General features: G+C 61.2%; 22 protein-coding genes. 12 read left to right on the top strand and 10 right to left on the bottom strand.

The annotated features are described in order from the left end of the window. Window positions 1–18 precede the first annotated feature (18 nt). The 7 genes from KL786_RS13335 to bioB all read right to left on the bottom strand — a co-directional run bounded on the left by KL786_RS13335 (window position 19) and on the right by bioB (window position 7,084). Window positions 19–1,824, bottom strand: a complete 1,806-nt coding sequence (locus KL786_RS13335; protein ID WP_029296902.1) for a phenylacyl-CoA dehydrogenase — start codon at window positions 1,822–1,824, stop codon at window positions 19–21. Window positions 1,825–2,110: 286 nt separating this feature from the next. Further along, window positions 2,111–2,392 (bottom strand): hypothetical protein, encoded by a 282-nt coding sequence (locus tag KL786_RS13330; protein ID WP_029296904.1) that lies wholly within the window; start codon window positions 2,390–2,392, stop codon window positions 2,111–2,113. 107 nt (window positions 2,393–2,499) lie between these two features. After that, window positions 2,500–3,180 carry a dethiobiotin synthase gene (gene bioD, locus KL786_RS13325; protein WP_032858585.1) on the bottom strand — a complete coding sequence of 227 codons (681 nt, stop codon included), beginning with the start codon at window positions 3,178–3,180 and terminating at the stop codon, window positions 2,500–2,502. Next, window positions 3,177–3,989 (bottom strand): malonyl-ACP O-methyltransferase BioC, encoded by an 813-nt coding sequence (gene bioC, locus KL786_RS13320; RefSeq protein WP_215517907.1) that lies wholly within the window; start codon window positions 3,987–3,989, stop codon window positions 3,177–3,179. Before bioC ends, bioD begins: the two co-directional genes overlap by 4 nt. Then, window positions 3,982–4,713: an alpha/beta fold hydrolase gene (locus tag KL786_RS13315; protein WP_215517906.1), complete on the bottom strand. Its 732-nt coding sequence runs from the start codon at window positions 4,711–4,713 to the stop codon at window positions 3,982–3,984. Before KL786_RS13315 ends, bioC begins: the two co-directional genes overlap by 8 nt. Continuing rightward, complete coding sequence (gene bioF / locus KL786_RS13310; RefSeq protein ID WP_215517905.1) at window positions 4,706–5,884, bottom strand: 8-amino-7-oxononanoate synthase; 1,179 nt, start codon at window positions 5,882–5,884, stop codon at window positions 4,706–4,708. Before bioF ends, KL786_RS13315 begins: the two co-directional genes overlap by 8 nt. A 144-nt stretch (window positions 5,885–6,028) precedes the next feature. Beyond that, on the bottom strand, window positions 6,029–7,084 hold the full coding sequence (gene bioB, locus KL786_RS13305) for a biotin synthase BioB (RefSeq protein WP_215517904.1): 1,056 nt from the start codon (window positions 7,082–7,084) through the stop codon (window positions 6,029–6,031). Between the two features lie 91 nt (window positions 7,085–7,175). Here bioB and KL786_RS13300 point away from each other — a divergent pair, with 91 nt between their 5' ends. The 4 genes from KL786_RS13300 to rarD all read left to right on the top strand — a co-directional run bounded on the left by KL786_RS13300 (window position 7,176) and on the right by rarD (window position 10,969). Then, on the top strand, window positions 7,176–7,913 hold the full coding sequence (locus KL786_RS13300) for a ComFC family protein (protein WP_215517903.1): 738 nt from the start codon (window positions 7,176–7,178) through the stop codon (window positions 7,911–7,913). 65 nt (window positions 7,914–7,978) lie between these two features. Further along, the gene (locus KL786_RS13295) at window positions 7,979–8,743 is read left to right on the top strand and encodes a TOBE domain-containing protein (RefSeq protein ID WP_215517902.1); all 765 of its coding nucleotides are present in this window, start codon (window positions 7,979–7,981) and stop codon (window positions 8,741–8,743) included. 160 nt (window positions 8,744–8,903) lie between these two features. Beyond that, window positions 8,904–9,878 (top strand): serine/threonine protein kinase, encoded by a 975-nt coding sequence (locus KL786_RS13290; protein WP_032858595.1) that lies wholly within the window; start codon window positions 8,904–8,906, stop codon window positions 9,876–9,878. A gap of 206 nt (window positions 9,879–10,084) precedes the next feature. Then, window positions 10,085–10,969, top strand: coding sequence for an EamA family transporter RarD (gene rarD, locus KL786_RS13285; RefSeq protein WP_215517901.1), 885 nt, complete (start codon window positions 10,085–10,087; stop codon window positions 10,967–10,969). Between the two features lie 222 nt (window positions 10,970–11,191). Here rarD and KL786_RS13280 read toward each other — a convergent pair whose 3' ends face one another. Then, window positions 11,192–11,710 carry a glycine cleavage system transcriptional repressor gene (locus KL786_RS13280; protein WP_154843552.1) on the bottom strand — a complete coding sequence of 173 codons (519 nt, stop codon included), beginning with the start codon at window positions 11,708–11,710 and terminating at the stop codon, window positions 11,192–11,194. 520 nt (window positions 11,711–12,230) lie between these two features. On the opposite strand from KL786_RS13280, the gene KL786_RS13275 reads away from it, so the two are divergent. Continuing rightward, the gene (locus tag KL786_RS13275) at window positions 12,231–14,408 is read left to right on the top strand and encodes a malate synthase G (protein ID WP_215517900.1); all 2,178 of its coding nucleotides are present in this window, start codon (window positions 12,231–12,233) and stop codon (window positions 14,406–14,408) included. A 59-nt stretch (window positions 14,409–14,467) separates the two neighbouring features. On the opposite strand, the gene KL786_RS13270 is transcribed toward KL786_RS13275, so the two are convergent. Both KL786_RS13270 and KL786_RS13265 read right to left on the bottom strand, forming a co-directional pair. Continuing rightward, window positions 14,468–14,869: a hypothetical protein gene (locus KL786_RS13270; protein ID WP_215517899.1), complete on the bottom strand. Its 402-nt coding sequence runs from the start codon at window positions 14,867–14,869 to the stop codon at window positions 14,468–14,470. Window positions 14,870–14,998: 129 nt separating this feature from the next. Beyond that, on the bottom strand, window positions 14,999–15,445 hold the full coding sequence (locus KL786_RS13265; RefSeq protein WP_215517898.1) for a response regulator: 447 nt from the start codon (window positions 15,443–15,445) through the stop codon (window positions 14,999–15,001). Between the two features lie 246 nt (window positions 15,446–15,691). Here KL786_RS13265 and KL786_RS13260 point away from each other — a divergent pair, with 246 nt between their 5' ends. The 7 genes from KL786_RS13260 (at window position 15,692) to KL786_RS13230 (ending at window position 23,850) form a co-directional block, all read left to right on the top strand. Next, entirely contained in the window at window positions 15,692–17,614 is a 1,923-nt protein-coding gene (locus KL786_RS13260) for a putative nucleotidyltransferase substrate binding domain-containing protein (RefSeq protein ID WP_353844664.1), read from the top strand. Further along, window positions 17,611–18,318, top strand: a complete 708-nt coding sequence (locus KL786_RS13255; protein ID WP_215517896.1) for a 3'-5' exonuclease — start codon at window positions 17,611–17,613, stop codon at window positions 18,316–18,318. Before KL786_RS13260 ends, KL786_RS13255 begins: the two co-directional genes overlap by 4 nt. Before the next feature lie 128 nt (window positions 18,319–18,446). After that, window positions 18,447–18,965 (top strand): RNA polymerase sigma factor, encoded by a 519-nt coding sequence (locus KL786_RS13250; RefSeq protein ID WP_215517895.1) that lies wholly within the window; start codon window positions 18,447–18,449, stop codon window positions 18,963–18,965. Next, the gene (locus KL786_RS13245) at window positions 18,962–19,957 is read left to right on the top strand and encodes a FecR domain-containing protein (protein WP_215517894.1); all 996 of its coding nucleotides are present in this window, start codon (window positions 18,962–18,964) and stop codon (window positions 19,955–19,957) included. The genes KL786_RS13250 and KL786_RS13245 overlap by 4 nt, the downstream gene beginning before the upstream one ends. 110 nt (window positions 19,958–20,067) lie before the next feature. Continuing rightward, window positions 20,068–22,506 (top strand): TonB-dependent siderophore receptor, encoded by a 2,439-nt coding sequence (locus tag KL786_RS13240; RefSeq protein ID WP_215517893.1) that lies wholly within the window; start codon window positions 20,068–20,070, stop codon window positions 22,504–22,506. A gap of 64 nt (window positions 22,507–22,570) precedes the next feature. Beyond that, entirely contained in the window at window positions 22,571–23,674 is a 1,104-nt protein-coding gene (locus KL786_RS13235) for a PepSY-associated TM helix domain-containing protein (RefSeq protein ID WP_215517892.1), read from the top strand. Further along, complete coding sequence (locus KL786_RS13230; protein ID WP_215517891.1) at window positions 23,671–23,850, top strand: hypothetical protein; 180 nt, start codon at window positions 23,671–23,673, stop codon at window positions 23,848–23,850. The genes KL786_RS13235 and KL786_RS13230 overlap by 4 nt, the downstream gene beginning before the upstream one ends. Window positions 23,851–23,960: the final 110 nt, after the last annotated feature.

The raw sequence follows: 23,960 nt of genomic DNA, 5'->3' as shown, positions 1-23,960 counted from the left end.
CAGTGAACCCGCCGGGGCTTAGTAGCCCAGGTCGAAGTTCTCTTCTTTCATGTCCATCAGGTTGTTGGCACCCGACAGCATGGTTGCTACGTGGGTGCGGGTACGCGGCAGGATGCGCTGGAAGTAGAAGCGCGCAGTCTGCAGCTTGGCGGTGTAGAAGCCTTCTTCGCTGGTGCCGGCAGCCAGTTTTTCGGCAGCCAGGCGCGCCATGTCGGCCCAGAAGTAAGCCAGGCAGGCATAACCGGAGTACATCAGGTAGTCCACGGAGGCGGCACCGACTTCTTCACGGTCCTTCATGGCAGCCATGCCGACCTTCATGGTCAACTCGCCCCATTCCTTGTTCAGTGCCGCCAGCGGTGCGACGAACTCGCTGACCGCTGCGTTGCCTTCGTTGGCCTGGCAGAACTTGTGCACGATCTTGGTGAAGCCCTTGAGCGCTTCGCCCTGGGTCATCAGCACTTTACGGCCGAGCAGGTCCAGCGCCTGGATGCCGGTGGTGCCTTCGTACAGCATCGAGATGCGGCTGTCGCGAACGTTCTGCTCCATGCCCCACTCGGCGATGAAGCCGTGGCCACCGTAGATCTGTACGCCGTGGTTGGCGGATTCAAAACCGACTTCGGTCATGAACGCCTTGGCGATTGGAGTCATGAACGCCAGCAGGCCATCAGCCTGTTTCTTGGCTTCGTCGTCGGTGCCGTACTTGACGATGTCCACTTGCTTGGCGGTGAAGTACACCATCGCACGGTTGCCTTCGGCGAAGGCTTTCATGGTCAGCAGCATACGACGCACGTCCGGGTGGACGATGATCGGGTCAGCGGCCTTGTCCGGCGCTTTCGGGCCAGTCAGGGAACGCATCTGCAGGCGGTCACGCGCATATTTCAGGCCACCCTGGAAACCGATTTCGGCGTGGGACAGGCCTTGCAGCGCGGTGCCCAGGCGAGCGGTGTTCATAAAGGTGAACATGCAGTTCAGGCCTTTGTTCGCCGGGCCGATCAGGTAACCGGTGGCCGCGTCGAAGTTCATCACGCAGGTGGCGTTGCCGTGGATGCCCATCTTGTGTTCCAGGGAGCCACAGGACACCGCGTTGCGCTCACCCACCGAACCATCGGCGTTGGGCAGGAACTTAGGCACGATAAACAGCGAAATACCCTTGGTGCCAGCCGGAGCATCCGGCAGGCGGGCCAGTACGATGTGGACGATGTTGTCGGCCATGTCGTGTTCACCGGCCGAGATGAAGATCTTGGTCCCGGAGACTTTGTAGGAACCGTCGGCCTGAGGTTCGGCCTTGGTGCGCAGCATGCCCAGGTCGGTACCGCAGTGCGGCTCGGTCAGGCACATGGTGCCGGTCCACTCGCCCGAGACCAGTTTGGTCAGGTAGGCGTCTTGCTGCTCGGGGGTACCGTGCTCGGAAATGGTGTTCATCGCGCCATGGGACAGGCCTGGGTACATGCCCCACGACCAGTTGGCCTCACCGACCATCTCGCTGACAGCCAGGCCCAGGGATTCCGGCAGGCCTTGGCCGCCGTGCGCCACGTCGTGGGCCAGGCTCGGCCAGCCGCCTTCGACGAATTGCTTGTAGGCTTCTTTGAAACCAGTAGGGGTTTTAACGCCTGACTCGCTCCAGGTGCACCCTTCGATGTCACCGACGCGGTTCAACGGGGCCAGCACTTGCTCACAAAACTTGGCGCCTTCTTCGAGAATGGCGTCAACCATGTCTGGGGTAGCGTCCTGGCAAGCCGGCAGACTCTGATAGTGCGCTTCGTAGCCGAGCAGTTCGTCACGAACGAAGCGAATATCACGCAAGGGGGCCTTGTAGTCAGGCATAGCGATAAACCTCTGCTGATGAATCCTGGAATGAACAACCGCGTGGATTTGTTGTAGCGGTCAAACAGTTGTTTGAAACATACGTTTACGACCAATCCTTGTCAAGCGCCCAGCAGATGCCGTTTGTCATGACGCAGGTCAACGCCAGGCGCGACGAGGCCTGCAGCGTGATGCCGCACAGAATTTCAACGGGAGATAAATGTAGGAGCCGGCTTGCCGGCGATAGCGGTGTGCCTGGCACGCCGCTATCGCCGGCAAGCCGGCTCCTACAGGAGAATCGGGGGGATCAGGCGTAGGTGTCGATCAACGTGCCGAGCATTTCGTCGGAAGCCTTGGCGACTTTCGCGCCCAGCTCCACTTGGAGCTTGCCTTCAGCCAGTTCCACCATATTGCTTGCGGAGCTGGTCGGCTGGCCGCGATTGACCGCCTGCAAGCGGTCATTCTGCGCATCCGAAGGCTGGCTGGTGGCGGCACTGGCGATTTTGCCGGCGGCCTGGTCGACACGGTTTTGCCCGGCCTGAATAGTGCTCAGGCCTGAATAAAACGCACTGCTTCCAGAGATTTCCATGGCGTGAACCTGCCTTGCAATAAATCGTGAATCCTTATTGAAGCAGACAATCTGGCAAAAGGCCCGTCAATAACACTAATGGCATAATGCCTTATCGCTAGGAAAAACTAATCAAGCAAGTCCAATTGCAGGTACTCGGCCACCGCTTCGGCCGTGGGCTGCTTGAGCCTCGGCACCCGGCCCAGGCATGGCGCGGGCAAGCGTTCGGCCAAGGTGGCGAGGTTTTCTTCCAGACGGGAGGTCTTCGGGTCGATGATATTGGCCACCCATCCTGCCAACGGCAAGCCGTCCCGGGCGATGGCTTCGGCGGTCAACAAGGCATGGCTGATGCAACCCAGGCGTACGCCCACCACCAGAATCACCGGCAGCTTGAGCGCCTTGGCCAGGTCTGACAGGTTGTCCTGGTCGGCCAGCGGCACGCGCCAGCCGCCTGCGCCTTCGATCAAGGTGAAGTCTGCTTGCTTGCCGAGGATATGTTGCATCGGCTTGAGCAAGGCTTGCACGGTCAGCGCCACACCGGCTTCTCGGGCCGCCAGGTGCGGCGCAATGGCGGGTTCAAAGGCCAGTGGATTGACTTCGGCGTAGGTCAGCGGCAACGAGCACTCGGCCAGCAAGGCCAGGGCATCGGCGTTGCGCAAGCCACGGCTGGTCACTTCGCACCCAGAAGCCACAGGCTTGCCGGCGGCGGTGCTTTTGCCTGCCTGTCGGGCGGCATGCAGCAGGCCGGCAGCGACGGTGGTCTTGCCGACATCGGTGTCAGTGCCAGTGATGAAATAGGCAGCGCTCATAATGGTTTCTCCAGTACGGCGTACACGACTTGATAGGTTGCCGGCAGGCCCCGGGCCTGGCGGAACTGCTCATAGGCCTGCACCAGTGCAACAATCCGCGCCCGGCCCGTCAAGCCACCGGGGCGCCCCGGGTTCAGATTGTGCGCCCCCAATGCTTTCAATTCGTGGGTCAGGCTGCGCACATCCGGGTAATGCAGCACATGGGGGCACTGCTCCAGGCTCACCACACGCAAGCCACTGGCGGCGCACAGCTGTTGATAAGCACTGAACGGGCGAAAACGATTGACGTGCACCATCCCGTCCGCCGCCCGCCAACTTTCACGCAGCTCATCCAGCGTACCGACGCACAGGCTGGCAAACGCCAGCACCCCGCCGGGCTGCAATACACGCCGGGCCTCACTGAGCACCGCGGTGAAGTCAGCGCACCACTGCACTGCCAGGCTGGAGAAGATCAACTCACAACGGCCATCCTGTAGCGGCAAACGCTCGGCATCCCCGGCGATAAAATGCTCGGCACCGCCCAAGGGCCACGCGTGATGGAGCATACCTTCGGCGATATCCAGCGCCAGGCCCTGGCTCTGGGGAAACGCCCCATTCAATGCGCGACTGAAATACCCGGTGCCGCAGCCCAGGTCCAGCCAGCGCCCGGGCAGTAGCGACGACGGCAAGCGCCTGAGCAACTCGCCGCCGACGTCACGCTGCAACTGGGCAACGCTGTCATAACTGGCCGCCGCCCTGGAAAACGACGCCGCGACCTGGCGCTTGTCGGGCAAGGCGCCCGGCAGTGGAGGATGGGACAAATCAGTCATCACCGCACTCATGCAAGAAAGCCTGGATCGCCCCCGCCACTCCATGGGGGTTATCCAGTAGGAAAGCGTGGCCGGCTTGTTCAATCAGGCCGACCTCTACATCAGGTAACAACTTCAGTAACTCGGTTGCCGCCTCACAGGGCACCAGCTCGTCCAGGCCGGCAAACAGATGCAACTGCGGACCACGAAAAGCCTGCAAGGCCTCGCGGGTGTCCAGTTGTGCGAGCAGTTCAAGGCCGGTCATCAACAGGCTGGACGGGGTAGCCGGCGCGCTGCTGACCAGCAAGCGCGCAATGCCCCGTGGGTCTTGCGTGCCCTTGGCGCACAGCAAGCCGAAGCGTTTGAGGGTGACTTGCGAGTCGGCATGGCAGCCGGCCAGGAACGCATCGAAGGTCTCAGCCGGCATTGCGCTGGGCCAGCCCTCATGAGCAACAAAACAGGGGTTGCTGGCCAAGGTCAGCAAGCCGCAGCAGCGTTCACCGCGCCGTGCCGCCAACTCGGACGCGAGCATCCCGCCCAGGGACCAGCCGCCCAGCCAGACGTTGTCGGGCAAGGTGGCGTCGAGTTCGTCGAGCCATTCATCAAGATCGCTGCCGGCGAGCGCTGGCAACGGCTCGATATCCACCCGCAGATGCTCGTCCAGACCGCGCAGGGCGGCAGCCAGGGGTTCCAGTGGCGATACACCCAGGCCCCAGCCGGGAAGCAATATCAGTCGGTCACGCATGGTCGAACTCCCGGCCTGACAAGCGCAAACACTCGTCCAATGCGTCTAACAATAGTCGCACCTGCGCCTCGCTGTGGGCGGCACTCAAGGTCACGCGCAAACGGGCACTGCCAGCCGGCACAGTGGGCGGGCGGATTGCCGTGACCATGATCCCGCGCTCGCGCAGCATTTGCGACAGACGCACCGCCCGAGCACTGTCGCCAATCATGATCGGCTGGATCGGTGTGAAGCTGTCCATCAACGCCAAGCCGATCTGCTCGGCACCCTGGCGGAATTGGCGGATCAACGCATTCAAATGCTCACGCCGCCAGTGTTCGGTGCGCAGCAACTCCAGGCTTTTGAGGGTGGCGCAGGCCAGCGCCGGCGGCTGGCTGGTGGTGTAGATGTAGGGGCGGGCAAACTGGATCAGGCTTTCGATCAGTTCCTCGCTGCCGGCAACAAACGCCCCCGCGGTACCGAACGCCTTTCCCAGGGTGCCGACCAATACCGGCACATCTTCCTGGCTCAGGCCGAAATGTTCGACGATCCCACCACCCTTCGCGCCCAGCGGGCCGAAGCCGTGGGCATCATCGACCATCAGCCAGGCGCCCTTGGCCCGTGTTTCGCGGGCCAGGGCCGGCAAATCGGCAAGGTCACCGTCCATGCTGAACACGCCGTCGGTAACCACCAGGGTATTGCCGCAGGCCTTTTCCAGGCGCATGGCCAGACTGACCGCGTCGTTGTGCAGATAGCGATTGAACCGCGCACCAGACAGCAAACCCGCATCCAGCAGGGACGCGTGATTGAGACGGTCTTCGAGTACCGTATCGCCCTGCCCCACCAAGGCGGTGACGGTACCGAGGTTGGCCATATAACCGGTGGTGAACAACAGCGCACGCGGGCGCCCGGTGAACTCGGCCAGCGCCTCCTCCAACTCATGGTGTGGCGTGCTGTGGCCCACGACCAAGTGCGAGGAGCCTCCACCGACGCCCCAACGGGCGGCACCAGCCTGCCAGGCTTCAATCACTTGTGGGTGATTGGCCAGGCCCAGGTAATCGTTATTGCAAAAGGCCAACAACGGCTGGCCGTCCACCACCACCTGCGGGCCCTGGGGACTTTGCAGCAGCGGGCGTTGACGATAGAGATGTTCTGTACGGCGGGCAGCGAGGCGCGCGGCGAGATCGAAAGACATGCTGGCCTCATATTCAAGGGATTGAACTCGATCAAAAATGGGGGAGCGACTTGCTCGCGATTACGGTGTGTCAGTCAGCTAATGCCCTGACTGACCCTCCCTCATCGCGGGCAAGCCCGCTCCCACATTTGGATGGCATTTCAATCAGACGACAGCGCTGTAGAACTGCTCGCTGCTTTTCTGCTCGACCAACGCCTGCTCAATCGCCGCCTGGTGGACCTCATCGGCGTGCTCTTCACGGGCTTCCGGCAGAATGCCCAGGCGTGAGAACAGCTGCATGTCCTTGTCCGCCTGCGGGTTGGCGGTGGTCAGCAATTTGTCGCCGTAGAAAATCGAGTTGGCACCGGCAAAGAACGCCAGGGCCTGCATCTGCTCGTTCATCGCTTCACGGCCGGCGGACAGGCGCACATGGGATTGCGGCATCAAGATGCGCGCCACGGCGAGCATGCGGATAAAGTCGAACGGATCGATATCCTCGGCATTCTCCAGCGGCGTACCCGCCACCTTCACCAGCATGTTGATCGGCACCGATTCCGGATGCTCCGGCAGGTTGGCCAACTGGATCAGCAGGTTGGCGCGGTCGTCCAGGGATTCGCCCATGCCGAGGATGCCGCCCGAGCAGATCTTCATCCCCGAATCACGTACATACGCCAGGGTTTGCAGGCGTTCGCCATAGGTGCGGGTGGTGATGATCGAGCCGTAGAACTCCGGCGACGTATCCAGGTTGTGGTTGTAGTAGTCCAGGCCTGCCTGGGCCAGGGCCTCGGTCTGGTCCTGGTCCAGACGACCCAGGGTCATGCAGGTTTCCAGGCCCATGGCCTTCACGCCTTTGACCATCTGCAACACATAGGGCATGTCTTTGGCCGATGGATGCTTCCAGGCGGCGCCCATGCAGAAGCGGGTCGAGCCGATAGCCTTGGCACGTGCCGCCTCTTCGAGGACTTTCTGCACTTCCATCAGCTTTTCTTTTTCCAGGCCGGTGTTGTAGTGGCCCGACTGCGGACAATATTTGCAATCTTCCGGGCAGGCACCGGTCTTGATCGACAGCAACGTGGAAACCTGCACCCGATTGGCATCGAAATGCGCGCGGTGCACGGTCTGCGCCTGGAACAGCAGGTCATTGAACGGCTGGACGAACAGGGCTTTGACTTCGGCCAAAGACCAGTCGTGACGCAAGGTGGCAGTGAGGCTGGCGCTCATGGGCGATTCCTTGTTTATGCTTGGGCAAGCGCTGTGGGAGGGCAATACCCACAGGCACGACACGGATGCTCGGCATATTTAAGGAAGATTCATGCACTGTCAACCTGACTACAAACACAAGGTTTACATCTGGTTAAAAAGCAATCAAATCTGTTTGATCTGTGATGAAGCCACTGACTCGGCCGCGACGTTGTGCAACGCCTGCGAAATCGACCTGCCGTGGCTGACACAGGGCTGCCAGGTGTGTGCCCTGCCCTTGCCAGCCAGCGGGCTGATCTGCGGCCAATGCCAGCGGTCACCGCCCGCGTTCAATCAGGTGGTGGCGCCGTGGACCTACCACTTTCCCGTGGACAGCCTAATCAGCCGCTTCAAGCACCAGGGCAAATGGCCCCTGGGGCATTTGCTGGCGAGCCTGTTGGGAGAATGCCTGCAACACCGCTTCGACAATGGCGAACTGTCACGGCCCGAGCGCTTGCTGGCGGTGCCGATGGCCACCAAACGCTTGCGCCAACGCGGTTACAACCAGGCCGCCATGCTCGCCCGCTGGCTGAGCAGGGGCCTCGACCTGCCCCTGGATGAACAGGTGCTGCTACGCCCCCATGACACCATCGCCCAGCAGCAACTGGACGCCAAGCAGCGCCAGCGCAACCTGCTCAAGGCCTTTGCCCTGGCACCCGGCGCGCGGGTCCAGGGCCAACATCTGGCGCTGGTGGATGATGTGCTGACCACCGGCGCCACCGCCCACAGCCTGGCGCGCTTGCTGATGGACGCCGGCGCGCGCCAGGTCGACGTGTATTGCCTGGCGCGCACACCCAAGCCCGGCACATGACTTGACTCTGGCGACGCCTGCCCGCAACGTCCTGGGCATTCCAAGCCAGTGTGCAGCCGTTCGCCATGCCTTTACCGTCTCTGTTGAGCCAACATATTGTCCGTCGCCCGCAGCGCATCGCCTTGCTGCAACATATCGCCGAACAGGGCTCCATCACCCGCGCCGCGAAAAGCGCCGGCTTGAGCTACAAGGCCGCGTGGGATGCCATCGATGAGTTGAACAACCTGGCGCAAAAACCCCTGGTCGAACGCAGCGTCGGCGGCAAGGGCGGTGGCGGTGCGCGGCTCTCGGCAGAGGGTGAGCGGGTGTTGCGCCTGTATCAGCGCCTGCAAACCCTGCAAGCCCAGGTACTGGAGGGCGCTGAAGACGCCAGCGACTTCAACCTGCTGGGCCGCCTGATGCTGCGCACCAGCGCGCGCAACCAATTGCATGGCCAGGTGATCGCCATCGATAGCCATGGCCGCAATGATCGGGTGCGCCTGGAACTGGCCGGTGGCCTGACCCTCGATGCACAGATCACCCATGACAGCACCCGGCGCCTGGAGCTGGAAATTGGCACTGAAGTGGTGGCCTTGATCAAGGCGGGGTGGCTGGAGCTGATCGCAGCGGGCCTGGCACCTGAGCCTGGATTTAACTGCATGGGCGGCGTGGTCGAGGCCATTCTTGATGCCGATGATGGCCCCAGTGAGGTGCGCATTGTCTTGCCCAATGGGCTGGTGCTGTGTGCACTGGCGGCGCCCGAGCAGATCAAGGCGCTGGGGGCGGGTGAAGGTACGCTGGTTCAGGTGCAGTTTGCGCCGAGCAATGTGCTGTTGGGCACGCCGGTTTAGGTGCGCCTTAGGGCCTCCTCCCACATTTGACCGGTGTACACAGAAACATTGTGGGAGCGGGCTTGCTCGCGAAGGCGATAGTACACACACCACCTATCTCCAGCCCGGTGCGCTACCATACCCGGCCGGACGCGGCGACCTGCTGCGCGCAGGAGTTCGCATGGCCCACCCGTTTGAAACATTGACCCCCGACCTGGTTCTCGACGCTGTCGAAAGCATCGGCTTCCTCAGCGACGCCCGCGTATTGGCGCTCAACAGCTACGAAAACCGCGTCTATCAGGTCGGCATCGAAGACAGCGAACCGCTGATCGCCAAGTTCTACCGGCCCCAGCGCTGGACCAACGAGGCGATCCTCGAAGAACACCGCTTCACCTTCGAACTGGCCGAGTGCGAAGTGCCGGTCGTGGCCCCGATGATCCATAACGGCGAAAGCCTGTTCGAACACGCGGGTTTTCGTTTCACCCTGTTCCCCCGCCGTGGTGGCCGGGCGCCGGAACCGGGCAATCTTGATCAGTTGTACCGCCTCGGGCAGTTGCTCGGACGCTTGCATGCGGTCGGTGCCACCCGTCCCTTCGAGCACCGCGAAGCCCTGGGCGTGAAGAACTTCGGCCATGACTCCCTGAACACCCTGCTCGAAGGCAATTTCATTCCCAAGAGCCTGTTGCCCGCCTACGAGTCCGTGGCCCGCGACCTGCTCAAGCGCGTGGAAGACGTGTACAGCGCCACGCCGCACAAGAACATCCGCATGCACGGCGACTGCCACCCCGGCAACATGATGTGCCGCGACGAGATGTTCCATATCGTCGACCTCGACGACTGCCGCATGGGCCCGGCGGTGCAGGATTTGTGGATGATGCTCGCCGGTGATCGCCAGGAATGCCTGGGGCAACTGTCGGAATTGATGGACGGCTACCAGGAATTCCACGATTTCGATCCTCGCGAGCTGGCGCTGATCGAACCCCTGCGTGCCTTGCGCCTGATGCACTACAGCGCGTGGCTGGCACGGCGCTGGGATGACCCGGCGTTCCCTCATAGCTTCCCGTGGTTTGGCAGCGAGCGGTACTGGGGCGACCAGGTGCTGGCGCTGCGCGAGCAATTGTCGGCGCTTAACGAAGAACCCCTGAAACTGTTCTAGGAAATCACGCGCGCTCAGCATGTAGGAGCGAGCTTGTCTCCGGCGGCGTTCCGATGAAGGTCGTTAACGATAACGCGGGAAACCTGACACCCAGCGCTGCCCTCAGGTTTTTCGCGAGCAAGCTCGCTCCTACAAAAAGCCAACCCATCGACGGACAATTTTCCTTACAATCACGGCATTGTTAGCTGCCTAAGCAAGGATTCTGCATGCAAGCCGCCAACCCGCGTCGCGGGTACATCCTGGGCCTGAGTGCCTACGTCATCTGGGGCCTGTTCCCGCTCTACTTCAAAGCCATCGCCAGCGTGCCGGCTGCCGAAATCATCGTCCACCGCGTGCTGTGGTCGGCGCTGTTCGGCGGTTTGCTGTTGCTGGTCTGGAAACACCCCGGCTGGTGGCGTGAACTGCGGGACAACCCCAAGCGCCTGGCAATCCTGGCGCTGAGCGGCTCGTTGATCGCGGGCAACTGGCTGACCTATGTGTGGTCGGTCAACAGTGGGCGCATGCTCGAAGCCAGCCTGGGTTACTACATCAACCCGCTGGTCAACGTGCTGCTGGGCATGCTGCTGCTCGGTGAACGCCTGCGCCGCCTGCAATGGGTGGCCGTCGGGCTGGCCGCCGTGGGCGTGGCACAACAAGTGTGGCAGGTCGGCAGCTTGCCGTGGGTGTCACTGGTGCTGGCGCTGACCTTTGGCTTCTATGGCTTGATCCGCAAGCAGGCGCCGGTCAAGGCGCTGCCAGGGTTGGTGGTGGAAACCTGGATGCTGGTGCCGATTGCCTTGGCGTGGCTGCTGCTCAACCCGACAGCCCACAGCGCGAATATGGCGTTCTGGAGCACCTCCGAGGCCTGGTGGCTGGTGGCGGCGGGCCCGGTGACCTTGATCCCGCTGGTCTGCTTCAACGCGGCGGCGCGGCATTTGCCGTACACCACCCTGGGATTCCTGCAGTACCTGGCACCGACCCTGGTGCTGCTGCAAGCCGTGCTGCTGTTCGGCGAACACATGACCCCCGCCAGCCTGGTGGCGTTCGTGTTTATCTGGGCTGGGCTGGCGGTCTACAGCGTTGATGCATGGCTGAGCCTGCGCAAACGCTGATCAAATAACGTACAAACCCCTGCATGCCACAGCCGGCGTGGCTTGCAGGGTTTCACCCCAAGGTTATCCACAGCCTGATCCCCGGCGTTTGTGCACAAGCCGTTGAAATTGCTCGTTTTTTGCTCAATACACGGAGAGCCCCGGCCGGCGTGGCCTGGGGCCGGGTCTCTACAGCTTATCCACAGGCCCATGCAAGATTTCCATGAACAACCCTGTGGACGGTTATTCCTCGCTGCGCAGTTGCAATTCCACCATCAAATCGTCGGCCAGGGTTTCCAGGGCCGCCTGCAACTCATCCAATGCCAGGGTGGCTGGCACTGCCAGTGCAGCTTCGGCGTGAAACAACGGGTCGCTGCTCATTGGCGCCGGACGCACGTCGGTGCTCAGGCGCTCCAGGTTGACTCCTTGCTTGCTCAACAGCGCGGTGATTTCGCGCACGATGCCTGGCCGATCATTGCCCACCAGGGTCATCAGGATCGGCTTGCTCGCGCTCGCCTGCCCGCCGCTGCTCTCACCCACCAGCACCCGAATGCCATGGGTAGACAGGTCCTCCAGGGCGCTGACCAATTCGCTGCGGTTTTCCATCGGCACACTGACCCGCAGGATCCCGGCAAATTGCCCGGCCATATGGGCCATGCGGCTTTCCAGCCAGTTGCCACCGCGTTCGGCAATGCAGTGGGCAACACGTTCGACCACACCGGGTTTGTCGGCGGCGATGACGGTGAGTACGAGATGGTCCATGGCAACAGTCCTCTGGTGATGAATACTCGATTATAGGCATCTGCCTGTAGGAGCGAGCTTGCTCGCGATGACGCGGGCATCCTGGATGTACGCGGCGCACTTGAGTTTTTCGCGAGCAAGCTCGCTCCTACAGGGGATTTGGCTAAGCGAAAAACAAATCGTGTACCATTTTTATATTTATCTGGAACAATCTATTGGTTTTTTGAGAACATCCCATACCCCGCTGTGACCGTACAACCAAAGTGGGTCGCTAAACGACGTATTTAGTCTAATTTTCACAACCGCAACTCATCATGTAGTATGCCTCGGCGCGCACTACATAACGTTAGGTCGATGTCTGCCCAGGCGCCGTCGTAACCCCGAACACCCCGTCAGCAAGCCTTGCGCCGTTGATTGGAACCACCCAGCCGCCGTTGATGGCATGTACTGGTGCCTTGGGTTTGTGGTTTAAATGGCCGAAGGCTTCATTGGTAAATTGAAAAGCTGAAAAGCGAATTAGCTCCGCAGAGTGAGGCAAGCAATGACTGAACACGTTCAAGTCGGTGGCCTGCAGGTCGCCAAAGTCCTGTTCGACTTCGTGAACAACGAAGCCATTCCCGGTACCGGCCTGACCGCCGACCAGTTCTGGGCCGGTGCCGACAAGGTCATCCACGACCTGGCACCGAAGAACAAAGCCCTACTCGCCAAACGCGACGATTTCCAAGCGCGAATCGATGCCTGGCACCAGACCCACGCCGGCCAGGCCCATGACGCGGTGGCCTACAAGGCCTTCCTGCAAGATATTGGCTACCTGCTGCCAGAAGCGGCGGACTTCCAGGCGACCACACAAAACGTCGATGACGAAATCGCCCGCATGGCCGGCCCTCAGTTGGTGGTGCCGGTGATGAATGCGCGGTTCGCCCTCAACGCCTCCAATGCCCGCTGGGGCTCGCTGTACGACGCGCTGTATGGCACCGACGCCATCAGCGAAGCCGACGGCGCCGAGAAAGGCCCGGGCTACAACAAGGTGCGTGGCGACAAGGTCATCGCCTTCGCCCGCGCCTTCCTCGACGAAGCCGCACCGCTTACCGCCGGCAGCCACGTTGACTCCACCGGCTACAAGATTGTCGATGGCAAGCTGATTGTCAGCCTCAAGGGCGGCAGCAACAGCGGCCTGCGCGACGATGCGCAACTGATCGGCTACCAGGGCGATGCGGCCCAGCCAATCGCGATCCTCCTGAAAAACCACGGCTTGCATTTCGAAATCCAGATCGACGCCAGCACCCCGGTCGGCCAGACCGACGCGGCCGGCGTCAAAGACATCCTGATGGAAGCCGCGCTGACCACCATCATGGACTGCGAAGACTCCGTCGCCGCCGTCGATGCCGACGACAAAGTGGTGATCTACCGTAACTGGCTCGGCCTGATGAAGGGCGACCTGGCCGAAGAAGTGGCCAAGGGCGGCAAGACTTTCACCCGCACCATGAATGCCGACCGCAGCTACACCGGTGTCGATGGCAACGCGGTGACGCTGCATGGTCGTTCGCTGCTGTTCGTGCGTAACGTTGGCCACCTGATGACCATCGACGCGATCCTCGACGCCCAGGGCAATGAAGTGCCCGAAGGCATCCTCGACGGCCTGATCACCAGCCTGGCAGCGGTCCATAGCCTCAATGGCAACAACAGCCGCAAGAACAGCCGCACGGGCTCGGTGTATATCGTCAAGCCGAAGATGCACGGCCCGGAAGAAGCCGCGTTTACCAACGAACTGTTTGGCCGTATCGAAGAGGTACTGACCCTGCCGCGCAACACCCTCAAGGTCGGGATCATGGACGAGGAGCGCCGCACTACGGTCAACCTCAAGGCCTGCATCAAGGCCGCCAGCGAGCGCGTGGTGTTTATCAACACCGGCTTCCTCGACCGTACCGGCGACGAAATCCACACCTCCATGGAAGCCGGCGCGATGGTGCGCAAGGCCGCCATGAAGGCCGAGAAATGGATCAGCGCCTACGAGAACTGGAACGTCGATATCGGTCTGAGCACCGGCCTGCAAGGTCGTGCGCAAATCGGTAAAGGCATGTGGGCGATGCCCGACCTGATGGCTGCCATGCTGGAGCAGAAAATCGCGCACCCGCTGGCCGGCGCCAACACCGCGTGGGTACCGTCGCCGACTGCCGCTGCGCTGCACGCGCTGCACTACCACAAGGTCGACGTGTTTGCCCGCCAGGCCGAACTGGCCAAGCGCGAGCGTGCTTCGGTGGACGACATCCTGACGATTCCCCTGGCGCAGAATACCGACTGGTCCGAGGAAGAAATCCGCAACGAACTGGACAACAACGCCCAGGGCATCCTCGGCTACGTGGTGCGCTGGATCGACCAGGGCGTGGGTTGCTCGAAAGTGCCGGATATCAACGATGTGGGCCTGATGGAAGACCGCGCCACCCTGCGTATCTCCAGCCAGCACATCGCCAACTGGCTGCGCCATGGCGTGGTCAGCCAAACCCAGGTCATGGAAAGCCTCAAGCGCATGGCGCCAGTGGTGGATCGACAGAATGCCGGGGATGCGCTGTACCGTCCGTTGGCTCCGGATTTTGACAGCAACATCGCGTTTCAGGCAGCGGTGGAGTTGGTGATTGAAGGGACTAAGCAGCCCAATGGTTATACCGAGCCGGTGTTGCATCGCAGGCGTCGGGAGTTCAAGGCCAGGAATGGTCTTTGATTAACTGCTGAGAAAAGCCCTAGCCAAACGCTAGGGCTTTTTTATTGGGCTCTGAGTAATCAAACATTAATCGTGTAAGGACCACTGAACCGAGCAATAGCCGCGCCATCCAATTCGCGTACTTTTAGATTCTGAAACGTAGCATTAAAAGTATTGCCCGAGACAACCACCTTCAGCGTTCCATCTGTTATACCACTGAAAATATTTCCCGCAGGGGTGAGATAACGAAAAGTCAACTCTTGAGCTGTCAACTCGTGCTCACCCTCCCCCAGGTCGCCACCGTAATCAATGGAGATATTTTCATCGAATGTATCCAGCGAAACAAAAGCCCGAGTCCCAGCGTAACCCGTCGCTTGAAAAGAATGAGTTGATCCATTTACAAAAATATTGATATTGGATGAACCTAAGGTTTTATATTTTTCGACTTGCTCTTTGCTGGGGAGTGTTCTTCCAGTGCTCATGATGAACTCCTGTTCACTTCATTTAGAGGCGCTGATCCCACACCAGCACTCTCCCAACGATTAAACAGGCCCCCCTCAAAACGCCGATACTGTGAAATCTGACAGTCCCGACCAACGGCCCAACCCCGCCTACTGCGCCATTCCCAACTCGCGCTTGACCATCTTCGCCAACTTCACGCTATCAATCGGCTTGAGCAGAAAGTCCACCACGCTCAAGTGCATCGCATCAATCACATCCGGCGCCTCGGCATCCCCGGAGATGATGATGATCGGCAACGCCGCCCGGGTGGACTCGCGCACCTGACGAATCAACTCCAGGCCGTTGCTGGGAGCCATGCGCAGATCAGTGATCAATAACCCGATGGACGTGCTGGAGTTGAGGAGCTGCCACGCCGCCTCGCCACTGTCCGCCGTCATGCAACGAATGCCGTCCAGCCCAAGGATTTCGGCCAGTAATTCACGAGCGTCTTTATCGTCATCAACGATCAACACCCGTTGCGGCGGTAGATCAGGCTCCAGCATCACGGCGCTCAGCGCCTCGCGCTCGGCATCACTCAAAATATCTTGGTCGGGCATAGGTTTCTCGGCAGTTCAACTCAATCTCCCAGCACAGAAGTCAGACATCACCGGAAGGGCGAACAATGTGCACTTCGTCGGATAGTTTTCCTAGTGGGCGTTCTACGGGTCTGGACGATATTCATGTAAGGTTTTTCCTTAGTCATCGAAGGCCTTATAGCTACCTAGACTTACGTCCAATGGGCACCCATCGCGTGGGGGTCGACCATGAGGCACGATAACGACAAAAAAACTGCGGTCATGGTTATGAGTAAAGCTGATGCTTTCACCCAGGCGGGGAAAACTGCGGTGTTGCAGAACATTCACGGCACCCTGCAATTCCTGCAACGGTTCCCGCCCTTCAACCAGATGGAAAACGCCCACCTGGCGTTTCTGGTGGAGCAGTGCCAATTGCGCTTCTACGGCCCCGGCGAGAGCATCCTCAAGCCGTCGGCAGGCCCCGTGGAGCACTTCTATATCGTCAAGCAGGGGCGTGTGGTTGGCGAGCGCCCGGACTCGGCCGAAACCACCTTCGAAATCACCACCGGAGAATGCTTCCCCCTGGCCGCACTGCTGGGGGAACGGGCCACCCGCACCGAGCACAAGGCCGGCGAAGACACCTTTTGCCTGCAACTGAACAAGCCGGCGTTTATCAAGCTGTTTGCCTTGTCCGGGCCGTTCCGCGATTTTTCCTTGCGCGGGGTCAGCAGCCTGTTGGACCAAGTCAACCAGCAGGTCCAGCAAAAAGCCGTGGAAAATCTTGGCACCCAGTATTCATTGAATACCCGCCTGGGCGAGTTGGCCATGCGCCACCCGGTGACGTGCAGCCCGCTGACGCCACTGCGTGAAGCGGTCACATTGATGCATGAGCAACAGGTCGGCAGCATCGTGGTGGTGGATGAACACAAGGCGCCCCTGGGGATTTTCACCCTGCGTGACCTGCGCCATGTCGTCGCCGACGGCATCAGCGACTTCACTCAGGCCATCGAGCGCCATATGACCCAGGCGCCGTTCTTTCTAAGCCCGGATCACAGCGCCTTCGACGCAGCGATTGCCATGACCGAACGGCACATCGCCCACGTGTGCCTGGTCAAGGAGCGGCGCCTGTGCGGCGTGGTGTCCGAGCGCGATCTGTTCTCCCTGCAACGGGTCGATCTGGTGCACCTGGCGCGCACCATCCGCAATGCGCCACGGGTGGAGAACCTGGTGGCGATTCGCGGGGAGATCGGCCAATTGGTCGAACGCATGCTGGCCCACGGCGCGTCGTCCACCCAGATCACTCAGATTATTACGATGCTCAACGATCACACGGTATGCCGGGTGATCGAGTTGACCCTCGCCGAGAAAGGCGACCCCGGCGTGCCATTCAGTTGGCTGTGTTTCGGCAGCGAAGGCCGCCGCGAGCAGACGCTGCATACCGACCAGGACAACGGCATCCTGTTCGACGCCCGTGACGCCGCCCACGCGGCCGAGATTCGCGGCCTGCTGTTGCCCCTGGCGCAGCAGATCAACCAGAGCCTGGCGCTGTGCGGCTTTACCCTGTGCAAGGGCAATATCATGGCCGGCAACCCCGAGCTGTGCCTGTCCCGTGCCGAATGGGCTAGGCGCTTTGCGGCGTTTATCCGCGAGGCGACGCCGGAAAACCTGCTCAAATCCAGCATCTACTTCGACCTGCGGGTGGTCTGGGGTGATGAACAGGGCTGTGAGCAATTGCGCCAGGGCCTGCTTGAGCAGGTCGCGGACAATCGCCTGTTCCAACGGATGATGGCCGAGAACGCCTTGCGCCAGCGCCCGCCGGTGGGGCGTTTGCGTGACTTCGTGCTGACGCGCAAAGGCGCGGACAAGGCCACCCTCGACCTCAAGGTGCAAGGTTTGACGCCCTTCGTCGATGGCGCCCGCCTGTTGGCCCTGGCCAATGGGATCGCCGTCAACAACACCCTGGAACGCTTGCAGCAACTGGTGGACAAAGAGGTGATCGAACGCCTGGATGGCGCAGCCTACGAAGAGGCCTACCACTTTATCCAGCAAACCCGCATGCAGCAGCACCAGTTGCAGACCCGCGAGAACCAGCCGTACTCCAACCGGGTCGATCCCGACAGCCTCAACCACCTGGACCGGCGCATCCTGCGTGAATCCCTGCGCCAGGCCCAGCGCCTGCAAAGCAGCCTGGCCCTGAGGTATCAGCTGTGAGCCTGTTCAGTTGGCTGCGCCCTTCCCGGCCGGGGCTTGATGACCAGCAACAAGCGCGGTTGCAGCAATTGCCAGCGCCCGCAGTGCTCGGCGAAACGACCCTGCGCGACCAGCGCTGGGTGGTCCTGGACCTGGAAACCAGCGGCCTGAACCTCAATCGCGACCAGGTACTGTCGATTGGTGCAGTGGTAATCGAAGACGGTGCCGTCGATTTTTCCCAGCAGTTCGAGCGCACCCTGCAACGGGTGCAAACCAAACTCAGCCCCAGCGTACTGATCCACGGCCTCGGCCCCAGTGCGATCGCCGCCGGTTGCGACCCCGCCGAGGCGTTGCTGGACTTCATGGCCTTTGTCGGCGACAGCCCACTGTTGGCGTTCCATGCACCGTTCGACCAACACATGCTCGGCCGCGCGCTCAAGGACAGCCTGGGTTATCGCCTGGCCCATCCATTCCTCGACGTGGCAGACCTGGCGCCGCTGCTGTGCCCGCAAGCGCATATCCGCGAAGCCGGCCTGGATGACTGGATCGCCCACTTCAACCTGCAGGTCGGTGAGCGCCATCACGCCAGCGCCGATGCCCTGGCCACCGCTGAGTTGATGTTGATTCTGTTCAGCCGCGCCCGCCAGCAAGGGCTGGACAGCCCCGCAGCGTTGCAGCAGCGCCTAAGCCAGTGGAAACGTCGCAAGCAAGCCCCGTCCTTCTAAACACCGCAACCGGCTCCTGCAATGGGTTGTGGTGCCATCATCCGACCAACGCCAATTGCGCCCATTCCGCGCCTCTGCCACAATCGCGAATAATTCTCGTTAGTTTAAACTTCTCGATTGGTGATGCCTTGTCGTCAGCCCAAAGTCCCCACCGTGAGCTTGTTGGCACGTTGTACCGTGACCATCGCGGCTGGCTGCTGGCATGGCTGCGGCGCAACGTGGCCTGCCCCAGTCGGGCCGAAGACCTGAGCCAGGACACCTTCATGCGCCTGCTGGGCCGTGAAGAACTGCGCGTGCCCCGTGAACCGCGGGCGTTCCTGGTGGCCGTCGCCAAGGGCCTGCTGTTTGACTATTTCCGCCGCGCCGCGCTGGAACAGGCCTACCTCACCGAACTGATGCTGATCCCGGAAAGCGAACACCCGTCCCCGGAAGAACAGCACCTGATCCTCGAAGACCTCAAGGCCATCGACCGTCTGCTGGGCAAGCTCTCCAGCAAGGCTCGCGCCGCCTTCCTCTACAACCGCCTGGATGGCCTGGGCCACGCCGAAATCGCCCAGCGCCTGGGGGTTTCCGTGCCACGGGTGCGGCAGTACCTGGCCCAGGGGATTCGCCAGTGCTACATCGCACTGTATGGCGAGCCACTGTGAATCAGATCAGTTCCAAACCGGTTTCTGCACGAGTGCTGGATGCCGCGATTGCCTGGCAACTGTCCCTGGATGGCGGGGATGGCAGCGCCGTGGAGCATGAAGAACTCAATAAATGGTTGGCCAGCAACGAAGAACATGCCCGCGCCTGGCGCCAACTGGGCATGCTCGATCAGCGCTTCAGCATGGCCAGCGGCCCGGCGCGGGCGGCGCTGCTGCAATCGCGTGAAAGTATCCGGCGGCGGGTGCGCAAGCTCGGCAGCGGCCTGGCCAGTGTGGTGCTGGTCTGCGGCCTGGCGCTGTTCGCCGGCCAGCGCTACGTGCCCATCAACTATTGGCTGGCCGACCAACGCACCGCCACCGGCGAACAACGCACCGCCACCGGCGAACAACGCACGCTGAAACTGGCGGATGGCACCCTGATCAACCTCAACACCCACAGCGCCATTGACGTGCGCTTTGACGAAAAGCGCCGGGTGATTGTGCTGCAGGACGGCGAGATCCTCGTCGAGACCGGTCACAACGATGCCCGCCCCTTTGTCGTCGAGACCCGCGACGGCAGCCTGCGCGCCCTGGGCACGCGGTTTATCGTCAAACGCGAGGACGACGGTACGCGGCTCAGCGTTTTGCAGTCGGCCGTGGCAGCGCAGCCTGAGGCGCTGCATCAAGAACAGGTGTTCAAGGAAGGCCAGCAGGTCCTGATGCGCCATGACGGCCTCGGCCCGCTGCTGACGGTCACACCCGGCTCCGATGCCTGGACCCGCGGCATGCTGGTGGTCGACAACGCGCGGCTGGGGGATGTGGTCGAGGAACTCGGCCGCTACCGCAGCGGCTACCTGGGTGTGGATAAAAACGTGGCCGACCTGCGCATCACCGGCAGCTTTCCGCTGCAGGACACCGACCTGGCCTTGAATGCGCTGCTGCCGACCTTGCCGGTGCAGATCCAGCAGCGTACGCCGTGGTGGGTGACGGTAGTGCCTGCGATAGGGCCCTGAAAGCCCCCCATTTCCCCGGACAAAAAAATATTTCCCCCCAGCCCTATCACTTTTTGATTCTCGCTCGGCACACAGGCAATTGAGAAATATTTCCATTCAGGAGCCGCCCTATGTCCCGCACGCTAGACACCTTGTTGCGCCCCAGCCTGTTAGCCGTGGCCATTGCCCTCAGCGCCCCGCTGGCCAGCACTGCGCTGATCGCTGCCGAACAGGCGTCTAGCGTACGTGCCTATAACCTGCCGGCCGCCCCCCTGGCCAGTACCCTGAACCAGATCGCCAGCCAGGCCGGCCTGGCCCTGACCCTCAACCCCGCGCTGGCAGCGGGCAAGACCTCGGCCCCGATCAAGGGCCAGTTCGACGCCCAGGGCGCCCTGCGTGAAGCCTTGCGCGGCAGTGGTCTGCAGTTGGAGCAGAGCAGCGCCGGCACGTTCAGCCTGGTACCGGTCCCGGAGGGTGTGGTTGCACTGCCAGAGACCAGCATCATTGGCCAGGGCAATTATGAAAGCGCCTGGGGGCCGGTTGAGGGGTATGTGGCTACGCGTACGGCGGCGGGGAGCAAGACTGATACACCAATTGCGGAATTACCGCGTTCCGTGACGGTAATCACCCGTAAACAAATGGAAGACCGCTCTGTTCTCAACCTCAATGATGCCCTGCGCTATACCGCAGGGGTGCAGAGCAGCGGCTATGGTTCTGACTCGCGCAGCGATTGGTTGCTGGTGCGCGGTTTTGTACCGACCCAATTCCTCGATGGCCTGCCTTTGCCAAAGGGCAACTATGCCACGCCAAAAATCGATACTTGGAGCCTGGAGCGTATCGCCGTACTGCGCGGTCCGGCTTCGTCTGTCTACGGCCAGACGCCTCCCGGCGGCTTGCTGGATATGGTCAGCCGTCGTCCACAAGCTGAAAGCAGTAACGAGGTCGAGGTACAGACCGGCACCAATAATCACAAGCAGATCAGCTTCGACAGCACCGGAAAAATCGATGACGAAGGTCAATTTCTTTACCGCATTGGTGGCGTAGTGCGTGACAGCGATACTGCGGTCGATCACATCCCCGACAAACGCTACAACGTCGCGCCCAGCCTGACTTGGAACATCAACGACGATACCAAGCTGACCCTGCTCTCGCAGTTCACCCGCGACGACACCGGGATCACTGGCCAGTTCTTGCCGCTGCAAGGCACCAAGTTGTCTTCGCCGGCTGGCAAAATTTCCCACCACAAAAATCTGGGTGATCCTGACTGGGAATTCTACGACCGTACTTACTACGCGCTCGGTTATGCGTTTGAAACTCGTCTGAACGATACCTGGCAGTTCCGTCAAAACCTGCGCTACACCAAAAATGACCTGTCATTCCAAGGCATTACTGCAGGTGGGAGTTTTTGGCCAAACGGGCCAGAGTTGGCTGTAGACGCCGATGGCAATGTGAGCCGCTCAGCCGGCAAAGTCGATGAAAACATCGGGCAGTTTGCCGTCGACAACAACTTCCAGGCCGACTTCCAGACGGGGGCTGTAAGCCATACCTTGCTGCTGGGCCTGGACCACCAGCGCTCTGATGCCGATGCTCGTTGGTTGTGGGGTTCTGCCGGTGTTCCTACCATCAACTTCAATCGACCGGTGTACGGCCAGGACTTCTCCAAAGTCCAATACTTCACCATGTATGACTACACTCAGAAAACTCAGCAGACCGGCCTCTACATCCAGGACCAGATGGCCCTCGACAACTGGCGCCTGACGCTTGGCGGGCGTGAGGACTGGGTACACACCGGGACTACCTTCCACAATCAGAACGACGCCACCAACACCCAGCGCGACAAGAACTTCAGCGGTAACGCGGCGCTCAGCTATGTGTTCGACAATGGCATCACTCCCTACCTGTCCTACGCCGAATCATTCCAGGCAGGCTCCGGTACGCAAGTGCTCAGCACAGGTGCATTCAAGCCTACCGAGGGCAAGCAATACGAAGCCGGTATCAAGTACCAACCACCTGGCACCAAGGCGTTGCTGACCGCCGCTGTGTTCGATCTGACTCAGACCAACACCTCGGTGACAGAAGGCGGCATTACTCGCCAAGTGGGCGAGGTACGAGTGCGTGGCCTGGAGTTGGAAGCCAGTGCTGACGTTACCGAAAGCCTCAAGCTCGTGGGTTCGTACACCTATAACGACAGCGAAATCACCAAGGGCACTGCCGAAGAAAAAGGCAACCGCATGAATCAGGTACCTCGCAACCAGGCCACCGCCTGGGCCGACTACACCTGGCATAGCGGCCCACTGGATGGCTTTGGCGTTGGTGCGGGCGTGCGCTATGTCGGCGACACCTACGGCAATGCTGCCAACACCGACTGGGGCCATGTAGGCTCCTACACGGTGTACGACGCCTCGGCCCACTACGATCTTGGCCGCGTAAGCAGCACCCTGAAAGGAGTCACCGTGGCGGTCGATGCCAAGAACATCTTCAACAAGGACTACCTAGCCACCTGTGATGGTTTCTACTGCTACTACGGCGACCAGCGTAACGTCGTCGCCAGCGTGAACTACAAATTCTAAGACGGTTAAAAACCGCAGATGAAGGGCCGCCCCAATTGCGGCCCTTTTGCCTTTTGGAGCCGTGATGAAAAGCACAACCATCCGCCGCTGGTCCTTCATCCACACCTGGACCAGCCTGATCTGCACCGTGTTCCTGCTGATGCTGGCGCTGACCGGCCTGCCGTTGATCTTTCACCACGAGATCGATCACCTGCTGGGCAACGAGCCCGAGCTCCAGCAGATGCCAGCCGATACCCCGCAGCTCAACCTTGAGCAACTGGTGGCCAAGGCCCAGGCCCATCGCCCCGGCGAAGCCATGCAGTACCTGGCCTGGGATGAAGACGACAAGAACGGCGTGATCGCGATCATGGCGGCCACCGCCGGCACCGAGCCGAACGCGTCCCACACTTTCATGCTCGACGCCCGAACCGGGGACAGTGTGGAGATGCCCTCGGCCAATGGCGGGCTGACGATGTTCCTGCTGCGCCTGCATGTGGATATGTTCGCCGGGTTGCCGGGCAAGTTGCTGCTGGCGTTCATGGGCATACTGTTTGTGGTCGCGATCATCTCCGGCACGGTGCTCTACCTGCCGTTCATGCGCCGTTTGAAGTTCGCCACCGTGCGCCAGGACAAGTCCACACGCCTGCGCTGGCTCGACCTGCATAACCTGATCGGCGTCGTCACCCTGACCTGGGCGCTGGTGGTGGGCGTCACCGGGGTGATCAGCGCCTGTGCCGACCTGATCATCGCCGCCTGGCGCAATGACAGCCTCACCGCGATGATCGAACCCTATAAGAACGCGCCGCCGCTGACCCTGCGTGCGCCGGCTACCGACCTGCTGAAGATCGCCGAACAGGTCGCACCCGGCATGACGCCAGACTTTATCGCGTTCCCCGGCACGCGGTTTTCCAGCGAGCACCATTACGCCGTATTCATGAAAGGCAGCACGCACCTGACCTCGCACCTGCTGACGCCGGTGCTGATCGACGCCAGCGACCTGAGCGTCACCGCCGTGGCCGGGCGGCCGTGGTACATGGACGCCATGGGCATGTCCCAGCCCCTGCACTTTGGCGACTACGGCGGCATGCCGATGAAAATCCTCTGGGCGGTGATGGATGTGCTGACCATCATCGTGTTGGGCAGCGGTGTGTATCTGTGGCTGGTGCGGCGCAAGGCGGCCAAACCATGAGGCCGCGGCAGTCGAACTTCTGGAAGGTGTTTGGGATGCCGCTGGGGATCGGCTTGCTCAGTGCCGCGGGGTTGTTTGCGGCGCTGTTGGGGGATGGGGTTTGGGACTCCCTTAGCTGGCTGGGGTTGGGGATACCGGCGGTAATCGGCGTCTGGGGTTTGATGCGGCGGCCTTGAGGCCGCTATCGCGAGCAAGCCCGCCCCCACATTCTGATCTGTGAACACCGTCAAATGGACTGCCCCCAAGAAGTTGGACACCAATCCAATTTCTTGGGGTGTTCACATGA

It is taken from the genome of Pseudomonas sp. TAE6080 (assembly GCF_018732265.1).
GTDB lineage: Bacteria > Pseudomonadota > Gammaproteobacteria > Pseudomonadales > Pseudomonadaceae > Aquipseudomonas > Aquipseudomonas brenneri.
Note: the sequence above shows the minus strand (reverse complement) of the source record. Positions and strands in the feature narration are given on the sequence as shown.